The organism is Paenibacillus barcinonensis (assembly GCF_003217495.1).
Lineage (GTDB): Bacteria > Bacillota > Bacilli > Paenibacillales > Paenibacillaceae > Paenibacillus > Paenibacillus barcinonensis.
On record NZ_QJSW01000003.1, the window covers coordinates 95,384 to 112,607 of the forward strand.

The window sequence follows — 17,224 nt, forward strand, 5'->3', positions numbered from 1 at the left end:
CCTGCTACTCCTTTCCCTTATCCACGTTAGTCGGGATATGAATGACTATTTTGGTTCCCTGGTTCTCTGCAGATTCAATCTCTATTCTTCCTTCTAACAGTTCAACCCGTTCTCTCATCCCGATCAGACCGAAGTGGTTGTGGTCCTTGCTTTTCTTCGCAAGAAGCTCCGGTTTGAACCCAAGCCCATTGTCCTGTACGACAATTTTGACGAGCTGAGCCTGGTATGTAATTTCTACGACAACATACGTGGGATAAGCATGCTTGGCAGCATTAGACAGACCTTCCTGCACAAGGCGGTAGATCGCTGCCTCCATTGCAGAAGAGAGACGATGCTCCTTGCCTCTTGTTTCAAAAAGCGACCGGATTTTTGTTTTTACTTCAAAATCCTGCACATACTTCCGAAGCGTCGGGATCAATCCCAGATCATCCAGTGCCATAGGACGCAGATTGAAAATAACTTTTCTCATTTCTTCAAGACTTGAACGAACCTGGCCTTTCAAATCTACTATTTCGGCCTGGACCATCTTAAAATCCTGCTTAATGAGCATTCTTTCTACAATTTCCGTCCTAAGCACTAGATTGGCAAGCATCTGCGCAGGCCCGTCATGAATTTCGCGAGCAATACGCTTCCGCTCCTCCTCCTGGGCCAGAATAATTTTCAAACCTATCATTTGTCGATTCTTGGCAGATTCGATGATACGGGTCACTTGACCTAACTCGCCTGACAAGTATTCTAGCACAACGCCCATCTGCGAACCAATCGTTTCGGCACGCTCCACAGAAGCCTCCACATTTTTGGCACGCTTCTGCAGATCATCCCTGCGGGCCTTTAGATACATTTCCTTCTCACGATAAATCATCAGATCCAGCTGCAACTGTGTCGCTTTCTCATATGCCTGCTTGATATCATGCTCCGAATAACGGACGAAGTCGCGGCTTACCTCCGTCAGCCGGATACGGGAACGGCGGTAATTCAGCTCCAATTGATCTACTTTCTCGATCGTTTCCGCCGTCTCCTTCAGCACCGTCTTCAACTCCTCGTTGAGCGTCTTCAGCTCTTCACGAGTGGAGTCCAAGATTTCAAACATTTGATATTTGCTGTTTTCCATGACTTGTATGGCGTTTTTTATGACGCGGTCTATGGCATCGGCTTGTAAATCCACGTTTGTTCGACTCCATTTCTATCGTTTCCGGTATATATCATACCATATCACGATGAGATGGTAACGGTCTTCGTGTTCTGTTCCCATTTTACAGTCAGCCCAAGCTGCTCCGAAACGAGTCTGAGAGGGACTAAAGTCCTACCCCCACTTACATAAGGTGCAACCGTTGCGCTCTGTCTTTTGCCATTCAGAACAAATTCCTTCTGACCTACCACCAGATCGATCACCTTGCTGCCGCGAATCACGGTAATTCGCTGATTTTTGCTGTCCCAGCTCGCCTGTCCGCCGAAGGCATCCAGTACGTGTTTGATGGGCACATATGTTGTTCCATTTTTAATGACGGGTGCTGCATCAATCGCTTTTGTCGTACCGTTCACCTTCATCGACTTCTGTCCAAGCACGAGAGAAGCTGTTCCCGTAGGCAATCCAGCCTCGCTTGACTTGGATGGCATCGTGAAGGCGATATTGTCAAATGCCACCGTTCCTGTCATCGCACGCTCATCCTGACCCTCTTCCACGTTAACGACGTATACACGCTTCAGCTTCGCCGGATAAGCGATGTTCAGGCCGTTCAGGTCCACATTCAGCTTTTTCCATCCATTCCAATCAATCGCTCTGGCCAGATCGGCATATACCGTCTTGCCCTTGGCATCCGTAAACTCGGCCCGCAGCCAGTTCAGACTCTTGTCACCCATAACATCCATAGACATGGAGGTTGCAGAAGCAGAAACATCACGACCTGCTGAACCATTCAGCTGGGCGTAAGCATACATTTTCCCCGTTCCACCGGTCATGTCGTAGCTGAGCTGCAGCACCTTGGAGCCAGCCTTTTCATCCGTTCCTGCAACGAGTGTAGCTGAACCTGTTACCCCTGCCGCATTCGTTGTAAAATTAATCGGATAATTCACATTTTCAAAATTTTCCCAGATCGTTTCGCTATCTGCCGCCGAGAGCACAACGACCGTGCTGAACCCGTCATAACGACCGATGGCATAACCAACCTGTGCCCCGTCATTCACTGACGATATCGTCAACTGATCTCCTGCCACCTTGCCTTTAAAGCCTACGAATTCCCAAGTCAGAGAGTCTGCCGGTACAGCTACACTTTGCCCACTCTTCGTTGTCGCGGTCACTGGAATCGAAACTGTTGTGCCCGCCTTGAGCGAACCAAGACCTGATCCTGCCGTCAGAGAAGCAAGCTCACTGCCTCCCAGCACCGTAACCTTGAGTGAAGAGGAAACGCCACTGCTTGTTGCCGTCAACGTAGCTGTGCCCGGCTTCACACCTTTGACCGTCCCGTTGCTTACACTTACGATACTGTTATTGCTTGATTTCCAGGTCAACGGAATATTGCCTGTGGCAATCGGGTTGTAATACGTGTCATACCCTTTCGCAGTATACTTGCCTTCCTGCCCCGCAAGCAATGTCTGACTGCCACTTACCGCAAAGCCCTTCAGCTTGCCTTCCGGTGCTGTTGAGAATACACCGAGTGTGTTCACCACTTGGCGCTGCTCTGTACCGTACTCGGTATTAAACGTCAGACTGGCCGACTGTTCCCCGAGCGGGCGTGTCACCATCGTGGTCGAACCGCCGCCATCCAGATTCATGCCTTTCCACACCCCGATGCTTGTCATAAACGACTGGAGCTCGGTCAGTGACATGCCGCTGCTGTTGCTGTTTTTCTCCGCTGCAATGATGTACACATAACGTCCGTCCTGAGAATAACCTACCGCTGTTCTCGCACGAACCCCGCCAATACCGGATGCAACAATATCCCGCGAGAATGGTGTCGCCTGGCCGCCGTTGACAAGAATCGTATGACCACCGATCATCATCTCCAGACTGCTTGGATCAACAGACTGTCCTGTCGTTTTGGCGACCAGCTTATAGTCTGCATTCAGTGTCTGACCAACAGACAGATGACTCATAACCCAGGTTGCCGCAGTTCCATGTGCCCGTAGAATGTAGCCATCCTGCGGTACAGTCATATTTAATGCTTTTTTATCCGAAATCTGTGTAACGACACCGTTCTGCACAAGCACCTCCGTCGGCGTGGTGGATGGATCGTTCGGACGTTTGGTTGACGTCCAGGCAGGTGTATAGATATACATGGAGTTGGCATGACTGTATGGACCTGAACCCGTCTCAACCGTATAGTCCTCCTTATTTATCCCACGCAGAGCGAAGGTTGAACCATCCTGTGCCTGAATTGTGCCATCAAATGAATATTCGTCGATCATCGGCTTGCCATCTTTGGTTACGGTGAGGGCATACATGCCCTTCAGCTCCGAAGGCGTGGACACCAATACCCCGTCAGAGACTTGTCCGCCAATCGGTGCGAGCTCCCCGGATACGTTGAAATAATCCCCGTTCACCGCAGCTACTGCACCGTTCTCCTTGGCCATACCGCCCGTGCTTTGTTTGCTATTTAATTTGTTGCCCTTACCTGTCATTACGTCCAGCTTCACGTACGGATTCTGCAAATCCACCTGTACGACATCTGCAAGTACATTTACCTTCGAGCCTGAACGTGTCGTTGTATAACTGTATTTCATCAGCTTCGCACCCGAAGTCAGAATCTCTTCACTCAGCTTGCTAGTATTTGTGGATGCCGCCGCTGCTACAGACTGCCAGGATGTACCCGACCACATCTGTCCACCTGCACTCATCACTGGTGCAATCCAGATGACTCCCGCCAATGTTACGATGGCCCACTTCTTTACTCTGCTATGCTTTACGTCTTCCAGCTGTTTCCCATGTTTCCCCAGCATGTTCGAAACGTCTCTCCCATCTTGTATATCAATCTTAGATATCACATCTATGCTGCCAGGCAGCAATCCATAGAGCGACCCCTAGTATACTCTTCTATTAATAGACTGTTTTTTGTGGAAAAAGTTACGCCGAAAGCCAACAATCAGGCATAAATTGGCTATTGTTTAATGCATAAGACTCCTATTCTCTGTGTAATCTGCAATCTCCGAGAAAAAGACGCTTCAAGAAATATGCATTCTCGAAGCGCCTCCATATGATAACTAAAGTATAAAGCTATATAACTGACTCTATTGCCTCACAGGTAACCGAGTTTATCCAGAACTCTTTTCAGCATAACCGCTGCCTGTGCCCGAGTTGCATTGCCTTGAGGTACAAACGTATTCGTTGTCATGCCTTGAATAATGCCCGCTTGAACCGCTTTGGCAACAGAATCTTTGGATTGAACTTTTTTGTTATCCTTGAACTTGGACAAGGTCGTAGCCGCAGAGGATTGCAGTGATACGGTTTGACCACCGTAGTTCATAGCACGCACCATCATGATCGCCATCTGTTCGCGGGTAATTGCACTTTCCGGCTTGAATGTACCATCTGTGTTCCCCGTAACGATTCCGGCCTCTGCTGCTGCACCGATATAAGCACTCGTCAGATCTCCACCACGGATATCCCGGAAACGCCGAGCTGCGTTCTGATCGCCCTTCAAGCCTAGTCCCTTAGCAATCAATTCGGCAAATTCTGCTCGAGTGATCTTCTGGTCAGGGCCATAGAAAGAACCATTGGAGGTTCCGATAATCCATTTAGAGGACAGCTCTTTGATAACTGCACCTGCCCAGTGATTCGTTGTATCCTGATAACTTACGGGATGAATGACTGGCACCACTGTCTGATTTCCGTTTAAGTACCCTTTAATAACTACCCCATTAGCAGCTGCTACAAAAGTATGGGGAACGTTAGCCAAAAGTAATGTAACCGGATCAATATATGTCAGACCCGAGGTAAGAATATCTGTTTTAGCAGACAACTGGATAGAAAGCTGACTCTTGATATCTTGCTCAACCCGCTGATTGTTATTAGCATTGAATGCCGACAGGTACACATTTGTATTGTTTCCCAGCTTCTGTGCTCCGGCAGCAATCAACATTCCATCCAAGGTTCCTGATAAAGATACAGGTACAGTCTCTATTTGCACATACAAATATGACGATCCGAGATTAGTCGCCGTACCCAAAGCCTGAATCATGGAGGATACATCCAGATTAGTCATAGGAACGGTCCACAATCGATCCCCGTATTTAATCCCGATTGAACCCGTTCGATGGCTTGATAAAATCTGAGTCAGTGCACTAAGTGGAAATCCAACATAGGCTGATGACTCGTCTCCGTCCACTTCAAAGACAACAGGCGGAGTCGTCTTTCCTGCAGCTTTTGCGTATTCGAACGCCTGTAACAGCTTTGTTGAATCGACATTAAACTGCCTTGTGGACAGATTATTTCGACTCATCGTTAATGCATTTGAAGCAGTGTCACTGCTCATAACAAGCAGCGCTTGACCATAACGGGATGAATCTTGCTCTGTTAGCCAGGAAGGACGGCTATTATTGGGATTGCTCGTGTTTGAACTGCTGCTTTGCTGTAAAGCGAGCGGTCCAAAAGCTTCAATTGTATTATTCAGCCCATCACGCAAGGGTACCGCTCCTGGGGCGTAACTGACTGAACCTGTTTGTCCTGAAGTTGCCGCGCTGGACAGGTTCAAGGTCACAATTGAACCCGCTATTGAAACGTTAAGCACATTGATGGTTGTCCCACCGAGTTGTACATTAAATTGAGAGGGGCTTATAGCCGATTGGGCCTGAAGCACATCACGAAAATTGATGAAAACTTTATCCCCCTGAAGAGTAGCTGACAAAATTTTACCATTCCCGAAGGTATAGGTCACAGGAGCAAGATTTACATAGCCTGCCGGGTTACCATTCAAATCGGTTAAACGCAGCGTACCGGGCACATACGAGAAGGTCACATTCTGTGTACTTGCCACACTGCTGGCGAGAGTCAAAGTGATCAGATCATCTTCTATCTCGAAGTCGTTTACAAAAACGGCTTTCCCGTCCACCAGGACAGAGTACTGGCTTTTAAGAGGTTTATTGGTCCGGCTAAGTGGCTCATTATATCGTATCCACATCTTGTTCCCACTAATTTCGGCATTCTTGAATTCAGGAGGCTTGGTGTCAATACTGTTACGTACATAGAAATCAGTAAACCCTGCCAAGGCTTGACCGCGGCTGTCTTTTACAGGCCATGCACCAGGAGCATAAGACACGCGTACCACTTGGCCATTATCAACAGAACGACTTAAATTCAGCGTAACCAGTGAACTGTTACTCGTTGACATGCTGTTAATGGCTATAGATACTCCATCTGCTGTTACACTAAATTGTTTTACTGCATCGCTCGAACTGATGTACACTGTCTCGGGATAATAAAGACTTATTGTACTGTAGTAAGCCGTTCCTTCCCGAGGTTTGGACATAATGGAATCCAGACTATTCTCGACATCTCTTGATCCGAATGAAGCCGCAGCGTTCAAGGACAAATCCTGTATTTTACGAGTACCTGTACCAGCGGTATACGCTACACGTACTACCTGTCCTACGGCAACTCCTGTATCAATAACGACATATACACTGTCTCCAGATATATAAGCTGTGCTTACATTACGGTTCTCTCCATTCACAGTTACAGTGAAGCTTGATGCGAACAAATCATAACTGGAGAGTAATTCATCATACGTGAGACGAATAATTGTATTGCTGTACATTTTGGCTGTTTTAAGCACAGGCGGTGTCGTATCAACGGTTAATGTTCTGAACGACCACGATGAGCCTCCGTTTAAACCCATGAATGGATTGCCGGTCTGATCTCGGAAAACATTTGCAGGGATATCCACAGTATATACGGTGTTGCTGGTCAAGCTTGCTTGCGGAATAATGCGTAATTGCCGAGCATTGGACGTACTGATTAAGGTAGTAGAAGGCACGATACTGCCATTAGCATTTTTGACTACCGCAGACCCTGCGATGTTACGATCAAGATCTTTATTAAAGGTAAGTAAGAATTCACCAGAAAGGGATACTCCTGTTGTCCCATTGGCAGGAGATACACTCGACACTGTCAGAGCCGTAGGATCAGATATCACATTGAATCCCCAGTTCCCTCTTTGAATAGCTGCCGTATCATTGTCGAGATCATCACGCAAAAATCCCTCAGGAACTGCCACGTACACCGTACTGTTATTAGCCCAATTGTTAACGGGATCGATGGTTACGGTAGTTCTGCTTGCATTAAAGCTAATCCGAGAGGAAGAGGCATCAATCTCTTCAGTAAGTGTGCTTCCACGATAAATTTGGAGTTTACCTGCCCCTGTTTTCATTGCCCGGTCATATGTAAGCTGAATATTGGAAGATGCCGATACGTTCGTAGCAGCATTGACAGGATTCTGTGCTGTTACTTGTGCCGTTCCTATTCCAGCTGTTCGAAAAGTCCACTCTTTATTTAGGCCTTCTACCGGCTGACCATCATCGCTTACAAAAGATTGTCCACCCACAGTCACATAAAATGATCCGCCAGGAAGTGTAAGAGGAAATTGAATTTGCACACGTTTTCCCAAACCGGCATCCGTGATTTCATTATCTGGAATGACTGTCACAGCCGGGTCTGTCACCTTAATCTGGGTTACTACTGAGTCATCCTGAACTCGAAGCACCCTAATCAATTCTGTACTTGTCGAAATTTTTCTCACGGGTTTAATGAAGTCTATCGTTAGGGGCTTTGTTCCATCTGCCTGTTGTGCATTAACAACAGGTGATGTTACATTAATGCCCTTCCCTACCAGATCATCTGCGGCATAAGCGGTATTACCGCTTGTCCAGCCGAATGGCAAGCTCTGTGTTACTAACATGACGACCAATAGTGCGATCCATCCCTTACGGGCCCATTTGTTCACAAACACCCATCCTTTCCCCTCAGTCCTTATTCCTTATGTCTGATATTCAGACCTCTATATGTATGTCGGTCAGATTGGGAATTTATTTTAACAAATTGGAAATTACAGGGTTTTTATTTTTGGGAAATCAACAACAAAAAACCTCTGATTCCAGAAGGAACCAAAGGTTTTATATCACCACTACTTTACCCTATCTCGTATTACAGGCCTGCTTGTGATTTCAGCAATTCTGCTTTGTCCACTTGTTCCCAAGGTACATCGAGATCTGTACGGCCAAAGTGACCGTAAGCAGCCGTTTGTCTGTAGATTGGACGACGCAGATCCAGCATACGAATGATGCCAGCCGGACGAAGGTCGAAGTTGTTGCGTACCAGCTCCACCAGCTTCTCTTCGCTGACTTTGCCTGTTCCATAAGTATCTACGTTGATGGATACCGGATTCGCTACGCCAATCGCATAAGCAAGCTGGATTTCCACTTTGTCTGCCAGACCCGCAGCAACGAGGTTCTTCGCTACATAACGAGCCGCATAAGCCGCAGAACGATCTACCTTAGTCGGATCCTTACCCGAGAACGCACCGCCGCCATGACGTGCATAACCACCATATGTATCTACGATGATTTTCCGTCCAGTGAGGCCTGCATCCCCTTGAGGTCCACCAATCACGAAACGCCCGGTCGGGTTAATGAAATATTTGGTTTGCTCATCCAGCAGCTCAGCTGGCACAACAGGCAGAATGACGTGCTCTTTGATGTCCTTCTGAATCTGCTCCAAGGTTGTCTCTTCCGCATGCTGCGTGGACACTACGATTGTATCGACACGAACCGGCTTGTCACCGTCGTATTCAATCGTCACTTGTGTTTTACCATCTGGACGCAGGTAATCCAGTGTTCCGTTCTTGCGCACTTCCGCCAGACGACGAGCGATACGGTGAGACAAAGCGATTGGCAGCGGCATAAGCTCAGGTGTCTCGTTGGTTGCAAAACCAAACATCAGACCTTGGTCACCTGCACCAATGTTCTCTGTTTCACGAGCCATTTGCTCTGGATCACGATGCTCCAGGGCGGCATTGACACCTTGTGCAATATCAGCGGACTGCTCGTTCAATGATGTCAGTACCGCACATGTATTATAATCAAAACCGTATTTGGCACGCGTGTACCCGATTTCCTTCACCGTATTCCGCACGATGGCAGGAATGTCCACATACTCAGAGGCAGAGCTGATCTCGCCAATAACAAGCACGAGGCCTGTTGCCACCGATACCTCGCATGCTACGCGAGCGTTTGGATCATTCGCAAGAAATGCGTCCAATACAGCGTCCGAGATCTGATCGCAGATTTTATCCGGATGTCCTTCAGTTACAGACTCCGATGTAAATAGATGTCGGCCTTTAATAGACATGAAGTTTCAACCTCCCATAACCATAGTATGGCGATTGCCCGAACAAAACATAACGGCGATTCGTTCACTATACTCCCGAAGGCGCTTTACAGTATAATAAGGATACTGATCCGCATTCACGAAGACAAGGATTTTTCAGGTAATTGCCTCAACAAAAAATCAACCTTTCCCTAGTGGAAAAGGTTGCATACCTCAACTGCCATCTTATCGTATTTGTCAAGTGGTGTCAATTGAGGACATGTAACGTATGAGTGCTACAGATGCTGCTGTTCTGCCTGACGAATCAGGCGTTTCGTAATCTCTCCACCGATCGAACCATTCTCCCTGGAAGTGAGATGTCCCCACCCTTTGTACTGCCCGTAGGAATGATCACTTATCTCGCCAAGCTCCCCGCCAAACTCCGTATCTGCACCTGCCAGACTACCGCGTCCGCCATAGCCCACATTCAGACCAAACTCCGCCGCAATTTCATACTTCATCTGATCGAGCATTTGACGACTTTCCGGTACAACCTTCTTATTACTTCTAGCCATCGTTCCTGCACCTCCAGCTGTGATTTGTCTACATATATAGAGTGAACAAGAACATATCCGGCTAGCCGTATTAATGTTTGTTAGAACTGGGTAATCTGAGCAATCCCGTACCATGATGATGAATAAAACCGGATCTTGCTACACAACCTATTTCAACGTATATCCACCGCGTACCATCACCGTCAGGCTGTATTTGTTACCGTCCAGCACCGTAATGCCCCGTCCATCCTTTGGAAAAGAAAGCAGGTGATTGGTCGGCGCTGCCTGACCATTCGTCAGGTCCACCCCGTCCGTCAGATCGGCTACGCCATTTATACCCTCACTGACGATCACAGCTTTACCGCTGCGTACAATGAACTCCGCGCCTGATTTACCGAGCAGCTGCTGACCCGGCTTCACGGTTACAATTTCAATGGAATCTGTTGCACCCGATACCAGCGGAGGAAGCCCCGGATCGGTGCTGGAGCCGCCCGTGCTTCCTGTTCCTGCTGATCCACTATTGCCCGTAGAGGTGCCCGGTTTCGTTCCGGCGTTACCCCCAAGTGCCTTCTGAATCTGCTGATCGACGTAACTCTTCGTCACGACCGGATCATCTGCCGTCCCCGGCTGGCTTGTACCTGCGCCAGTGGCTGTATCGTTATATACCGCCCCAATCCATACACCTGCACCAATTGCCAGTGCGGCCAGAGATACTTTCATATAAGACTTCATCTGTAATATGTTCCTCCTCTGGTAATCTATTAACTTTAACTATAGAGAAAAAAGAGCGGTGGGACAAGCAAAACCTCGCTCCCCTGCAATGGGGAAGCGAGGTGTGCTGTGTTTATTTTATGAATCAATGCAAGACATATGCAGCCTTGAAGAGAGTATGACCCTGTCTTACATACTCGGCTCTTCCTTAGGAAGCTTCGTCAGGTCATATCCATAGACTTGCTCTGCCAGACGTAGACGCTGCCCTTGGAACTGATCATCTACGCTCAAGCGATACGAACCGCCACGTAGCTTCTCAAAGAAGCTGTCCTCAACACTCCATGTCAACGTTTGGTTCTTGCCTACCTTGACGTCTGTACCCAAAGTCAATTCTTTCTCATACGATTTACCAGCCTGATCCGTCAAGGTGAGGATCAGCTTATGCTCGTTCTCGCCCATCTCAATCTCTTCGCTGCGCGACAGACTGTAGTTCATCTCAATCTGTACAGATGTGCTACCCGCCAGATAAGCACGTACGCTGTTCGCTGTCAGGCTATATGGATAGAGATCAATGTTGCTAAGATTACCTTGTACATTAATGGATACTGGCGGTACCTCAAAGGCCATCGCATTCACATAAGCCGTTGCATCACCTTCACCAGTGACAAACTTACCATCCGCTACCCCTTCACCCACAACCAGCTTCAGGTCAGAGAACGTAACGGATTTCGGCAGCTTCGCCCAGAACGTCACAATGGACTTCTGTCCAGGTCCAGGCAGACGCTCGGATTGCTTCGCCGTAGCACGATAATACTGCCCATCTGCCGTTTTATAATAAGCAACCAGCTTGCCAAGGCCACTCTGACGCAGAGATTTATTGGTCATCTCAAACTCCGTGTACACGATATCCGATGAAGCCCCTGGATAGCGAATGGTGCGACGTGCACCCATCTCTGTCTCTTTATCTCCTGTACCAGATGTGTACGTTTTGCCTTTGGAGATGAAGGACACCGGCTGGATCAGGCCCGAGGTACTCAGGGTAATCCATTCATTTGTTTCCTCTTCACTGACCTTTTCGTTCAGGCTGAGCTCCAAACGGGACATCCGCAGGTCGGAAGGAATCTTCGTTAACAGATATGCTTCCGTTGTCATACCAGCACCCAGAAGTTTTCCCGTTTGCGTGTAGATTAACTTTTTATCTCCGTCAATTCTTGCCGAGTCAATCGTAAACATCGCCTCAAGCTCAGGTAGCTGCACCGTTTTGCTTGACGCATTTCGAATGGTGACTTTGGCCGCAATGATGTCCGTATCAAGCCAAGGTAAACGCTGCAGGCTGCCAATGGACACACCAAACGTACCTTTGTTGTTTTTGATAACCGTTTCTGTAGTCAGTCCATCTCCACCCGATACCGCCTCAGGCATCGTGTATACACCTACAGGATAAGAGAATACCAATCCGTTCGCCGGCGTTGCCGTTGTCGAATCTGTGCTGTCGGCCTTGTCCTTAGGGCTCATGAGGTACAGCTTCATCTTGCTGGTATCTCCATCACCTTGGAACGTGCCACTTAGCTTCACCGTTTTGATGTCGCCCGGGTTAAGCTTCAGGTTGTCCAGAGCTTTCGTATCAATCGGATTAATTGTTCCATCCTCTGTACGTACCTCGAAGGAATACGTTGGCACCTTGATTGCTTTCTTGCCTTCATTTTTGAACACCATCTGCATCGTTAACGTATATTCCCCATCCTCGATACGAGCTCGGGATGAGCTTAACAAAGTGGACAACGGCTGTCCATCAATGGATATAATGTTCGGCTGGTTCGCCGCTACGTTCACATTGCTTTTACTCGCTTCAGGCAGCTGCATAGCCGCTACAGGAAGTACACTTTTCTCTTCCCCCTGCTCTTCAACCAGCAGCAGCTCGGACTTCTGCAGCTTCACCGAGGTCGGTAGAGAAGCCATGAGACCTAGAGACTTGTTCGCTTGCGCTTGGATACTCACCGGTGAACTATCCTTGTCCGGGGTCAATGGATAGTTCGCCCCACCTGGCGTGCGCAGAATCCATTTGATATTCGGATTCTCCAACAATTTATAGCTAATATTGTTTAAATTCACACCAATTTTCACATACTGATTCTTATCTTCACCTGGGAATACTTTGATGCCCGAGACCTTAACCTTCACGGCAGAATCACTCAACCGCACGGTCTTGGGTTTACCCACAGGTGTAGTAATGCTATAGGAGGCTGGCACGTTAAACTTGCCCAGCGTACGTTCATAGTTGGCTTGACTGAAATCCCATTTTACAATCAGGAAGTTCAGGTCACTCAGCTTCACTTCACGACCCACTTTCATCACATAAGTAAGATCAACCGTTGAACCAGGCGAGATCGACTTCTTCTCCTGATCCTTCGCAATCAGCTTAGGTGAGAACAGGGTGCCACCATTCGTTTTGACTTTGCTCCAATAATCAATCATCATCAATGGTTTACTATCATTGTTCTGATACGTCAGCGTATAGGTCACGACATTACCATCGTCCTGAGCCAGGATGTTCACATCCGTCAATCTTACGGTACTGCGTGCAGTCACCTTCACAGGCGATAAATTGCCTAGTGTATGTACAACCGGTTTCGGGGCTGTTGTTTTCTTCGTTGCATTACTATTGCTACTGGCAGCCGATGACTTTGTTGTTGCTGTATTGGCAGCCATCGCCATACCCGTCGTTGAACTGATCAACATCGCACTCGCGAGCAAGCTCACGACCATTTTCTTCTGATCCACTTCCAAACCTCCCATAAGTTGCTTGTTGCTATACAGTATAAACGTTTGGGGAGTGGAGAAAGTTACGATGTTGTCGTAAAAAGAAAAAAGCAAGCTAGGACATCCTAGCTTGCTTCAAAACTAATTATTAGTTTTTAATTACTGCTACAGTACCAGCATCAGCAGGAACAGTTACAGTAAACGTTTGAGTTTCTGTAGCTGTACCTTTAGTGATAGTTGCAGTAATAACAACTGATGCATCTAGATTTCCAGTTGCTGGTCTTGTTGCAGTGTAAGTATTACCACTTACATCAGTTCCAGACCAAGCAATTGCAGTTCCGTTAGTACCTGTTGTTGGAAGAGTGATTGTTGCAGCAGCAGTAGGGTTATTCACTGACAAGCTAAGAGCTGCTTTAGCAGCTGCTACATCAGCAGTGTTTGTAGTAGGACCAGCATTTACAGGTCCACTTTCTCCGTTGAATGCAGCAACAGAGTTAGGTTTTGTAGCTTTATCAGTGATGATGTTATTGTCAAGAACAGATACTAGGTATCTTGTTGCTTGGTTGCGATCAGCTGCATCAAGCAAATTGATAACATATGCATCTTCAGTTGCGTTAAGAGTAACTGTGAATTCTGATCCAGCTTTCAGTGGGTGTCTGTCGCTGTCACGGACTACTGTGAAAGCACCTGCAGCAAGATCATTATTCAAAGCTTGAACTTTCTCAGAGAATTTAACAGTAATTGTTCCATTAGTAACCTCGAGTTTATCACCAGCAGGAACTACTACAACTGGTTTTACAGAGTCTTTGATTGCTACAGATGGAAGGTCACCAGATCCAGGGTTACCTGCATTAGTAATCAAGCTCGCATAGTTAACTTTCAATGTTACGTTACTTGCATCTGTGTTAATATCAGAAGCAAATTTCACAGTAACAGTTGATTTTCCATCAACTTCAACACTTGATACCGCTGGTGCATTAGTTGCAGTAGAAGTGTTTTCGAAAGCAGCAATGGAAGTATAGTTATTAATACCTGCGTTGAACTTAACTTTAACAGTTCTTCTGTCAACCAGTTCAGCTTCATTAGCAACAAGAGCAGTTGAAGTATCCGTCAATGTAATAATGTTAGTTGCTGGAGATCCAGGTGTTGTAAAGTCATTCAGCACAGTACCATTAGCGCTTTTCAGTGCCAACAATGTCAAGTTAGAAATTGCTGTTTCACCTTGAGCAGCTGTTGTTCCAAATACAACTGTTTTTCCATTCAGACTTTCTGCAAATTTAATAGATACTGCAGAAGCATCTTGAATAGGAGTGATTTCAGCGATCGCAGGAGTCAAAGCTTGATTGTTTCCATCTACAGTAACCAGGTAGTTGGAATAGTTAGTCAAACTTGCAACATCCATTGCCTTATCGAATTTAACTACTACACGTTTTTCTTTACTGTTAACTGTTTCTGACTCTTTTACAGGAGCAGCTTTATCAACAAGGTTTACTTTGCTAGTGTAGTCAACCATTGTGTTTTGCAACTTAGTGTCGTCTTTAACATTTTGAATTGTCAGTGTGTTATCGCCAACAGAAAGTTTTGTGTACAATTTCACACGAACAACTTTTTTGTCAGTACCGTCAAGTTTAGCCTCTTGAACAGAGATAGTTTTGCCATCTTTGTCTTTTACAGTGTAGTTAGCGCTGTTTTGTGCACTAGACTCAAGGACTGTTTTAGAGAAAGTGATTTTAATTGTTTGAGCATCGTCAGTAGTTACAGAAGCAACTTCAGGACGTACTTGGTCAATTACAGGAGTCACAACAACAGATGTGTTAGCTGCGATTTGGTTGCCGGAGTAGTCTTTCACACCTTCAACGAAGATCGATACAGAACCTGTTGGAAGGGATTTGTTAACCCCGAAAGTGAACTGCCATTTGTTATCAGCCAATTGTTTTTTGCTTTCAGCAGTGATTTTGCTGTCACCGGATTTCCAGTAAACTTTAGCAGCATCAATTGTGTCAACATCTACATCTTCAGAGAAAGTAACTGTTACACTTTCCAGAGTTGCAGTTGCTTCAGTGATTGTAGGAGCAGTAGTATCTTCTACCACTTTGATATCGTGAGTGGAAGCCAAAGATACAAAGTCAGCGTAGTCTTTAACGCCGCTTACTGTAAGTTTGTGATCGCCAACAGCCAATGCAGTTGTGCTGTATGGAGTCAATACAACTGTTTTGAAGTTGTTGCTTACAGTTACTTTACCGAAGTATTCTTTGCCATCCAAAGTGAAGTTAGTTTGGCTTACACCTTTAACTGGCTCGCTGAATACTACTTTCACAGATTTAGTTCCCAGAGATTGTACAGAAGTAACTTCTGGAAGAACGTTATCTACTGCTGTGAATTCAACATTAGTTGCGCTAACTGTAGCTGTTCCAGCTTTAACGTTGGAAACAGATACCGCGTCAGTACGATTGTTAGTCAACACGCTGTCTTTCAAGAGCAATGTTGCAGAAGTTTGATCATCGGAAAGTGTTACACTGTCGATCACTTTACCCGATTTCAGAGTGTAGTTAGTTACGTTCTCTGCAGAATCTTTATCAACTTTACCATCAAATTTAACGACTACTTCTTTGAGGTTAGTTGCAGTTGCGCTTTGTACTTTAGTAGCTGTAGTTACTACATAAGTAACTTTCTCAGTGAAAGCTTTGTCTTTGTAAGTGAATTTCACTTCAGTTTCTTTGTTAGCTTCAAGAGCTTTATCCAAAGTCACTTTTACAGTTTGGCCGTCGCTGATTGTGAAAGTAACAACTTTACCAGCTTCGCTCACTTCGTATTTAGTTACTTTCAAGCTTTGAGCTTGATCGATGGAGTAAGCTGCACCAACCAGCAATTCGCGGGAAGCGTTAGCGCTGAAGTTAGCTTTAGCGTCTACCAGACCAGCGTTGATTGCTGCTTGAACGTAACCTTTAGCCCATGCTGGAGCACTGTTGTCAGTTTCAGCTGGAACTTCCAGGTCAAGAGCACGAGTCAGGATTGTAGCCATTTCTGCTACAGTTACTTTGCCATTGAAGTCAAAGATTCCTTTCTCTTTGTTTTTACCTTCCATGATACCTGCAGCAGTTACTGCTTCGATGTAAGGTACAGCCCAGTTTTTAGCTGTGTAGTTTTTGTCTTTGTAAGACAGTTGGCCAGTGATTTCTTTCAGGCCGAGCAATTTAGTGATAACTTTAGCGAACTCAGCGCGAGTCATCTCTTTGTTCAGACCAGCTGTACCATCTGGATAACCAGTGAAGATACCTTTTGCTTTCAATGCATCAAATTGTTGTTGCGGTGTTACTGCTGTATCACCGAATGCTACAGAAGCAAACATTGAGAATGCCATTGCTGTAGACAATGCTACGGATAAAATTTTCTTCATAACCTTTTTTTCTCCTCCTTGGGTGTTCATAACATTGGAATTTTCTTTAATAGGGTCGCTCGTGTTCCTCATTCTATTGTCGCACCCCCTTTCCAGAGTCATGAGCAAGTTAATATAAATGATGTCTGTGAGCATATCACAGAAACTTGTTACCTAGAATAATAATGAAATCACACGTAAATAGAGTAGTTTCCTAATCCTACCTTACGTATTATACAATGGGTCCCTCGTGCCGTAAAGCAATTTTTTCTAATAAATAGACAAGATTCTTCACGAGGTCAATCTTGGCAAGTTCCCCAATGTTTTTGACTCTACATCTTAAACGCAGTAGATTTCAAAAAGTTGCGCATTCCGCAAAAAAAGTTTTGAACTTCTTTATGTATTGGTGCAGTGCGGGTTTGTATCATGTTCAAAACCAGTCGTACCGCCACTTTCTTGAACCTCCACCTAAAAGCAACAGGAGTAGGAATTGTGTGGAACGTTTATTTATACCCGCTATTTTCTTCA

Annotated in this window: 8 protein-coding genes; all 8 read right to left on the reverse strand. The window is 46.1% G+C overall.

The window, feature by feature from the left end; translation table 11 throughout:
• Positions 1-4: 4 nt before the first annotated feature.
• The gene (locus DFQ00_RS06285) at positions 5-1,165 is read right to left on the reverse strand and encodes a sensor histidine kinase (protein WP_110895573.1); all 1,161 of its coding nucleotides are present in this window, start codon (positions 1,163-1,165) and stop codon (positions 5-7) included.
• Between the two features lie 47 nt (positions 1,166-1,212).
• A complete protein-coding gene (locus DFQ00_RS06290; RefSeq protein WP_110895575.1) occupies positions 1,213-3,936 on the reverse strand; it encodes a stalk domain-containing protein in 2,724 nt (907 codons plus the stop codon).
• Between the two features lie 296 nt (positions 3,937-4,232).
• On the reverse strand, positions 4,233-7,934 hold the full coding sequence (locus DFQ00_RS06295) for a SwmB domain-containing protein (protein ID WP_146236120.1): 3,702 nt from the start codon (positions 7,932-7,934) through the stop codon (positions 4,233-4,235).
• 200 nt (positions 7,935-8,134) lie between these two features.
• Positions 8,135-9,337: a methionine adenosyltransferase gene (gene metK / locus DFQ00_RS06300; protein WP_110895579.1), complete on the reverse strand. Its 1,203-nt coding sequence runs from the start codon at positions 9,335-9,337 to the stop codon at positions 8,135-8,137.
• Between the two features lie 254 nt (positions 9,338-9,591).
• Positions 9,592-9,870 (reverse strand): alpha/beta-type small acid-soluble spore protein, encoded by a 279-nt coding sequence (locus DFQ00_RS06305; RefSeq protein ID WP_110895581.1) that lies wholly within the window; start codon positions 9,868-9,870, stop codon positions 9,592-9,594.
• Positions 9,871-10,017: 147 nt separating this feature from the next.
• Positions 10,018-10,581: a hypothetical protein gene (locus tag DFQ00_RS06310; RefSeq protein WP_110895583.1), complete on the reverse strand. Its 564-nt coding sequence runs from the start codon at positions 10,579-10,581 to the stop codon at positions 10,018-10,020.
• A gap of 168 nt (positions 10,582-10,749) precedes the next feature.
• Complete coding sequence (locus tag DFQ00_RS06315; RefSeq protein WP_110895585.1) at positions 10,750-13,341, reverse strand: hypothetical protein; 2,592 nt, start codon at positions 13,339-13,341, stop codon at positions 10,750-10,752.
• Between the two features lie 127 nt (positions 13,342-13,468).
• Positions 13,469-16,717 (reverse strand): immunoglobulin-like domain-containing protein, encoded by a 3,249-nt coding sequence (locus DFQ00_RS30095; RefSeq protein WP_167433621.1) that lies wholly within the window; start codon positions 16,715-16,717, stop codon positions 13,469-13,471.
• Between the last annotated feature and the right edge of the window lie 507 nt (positions 16,718-17,224).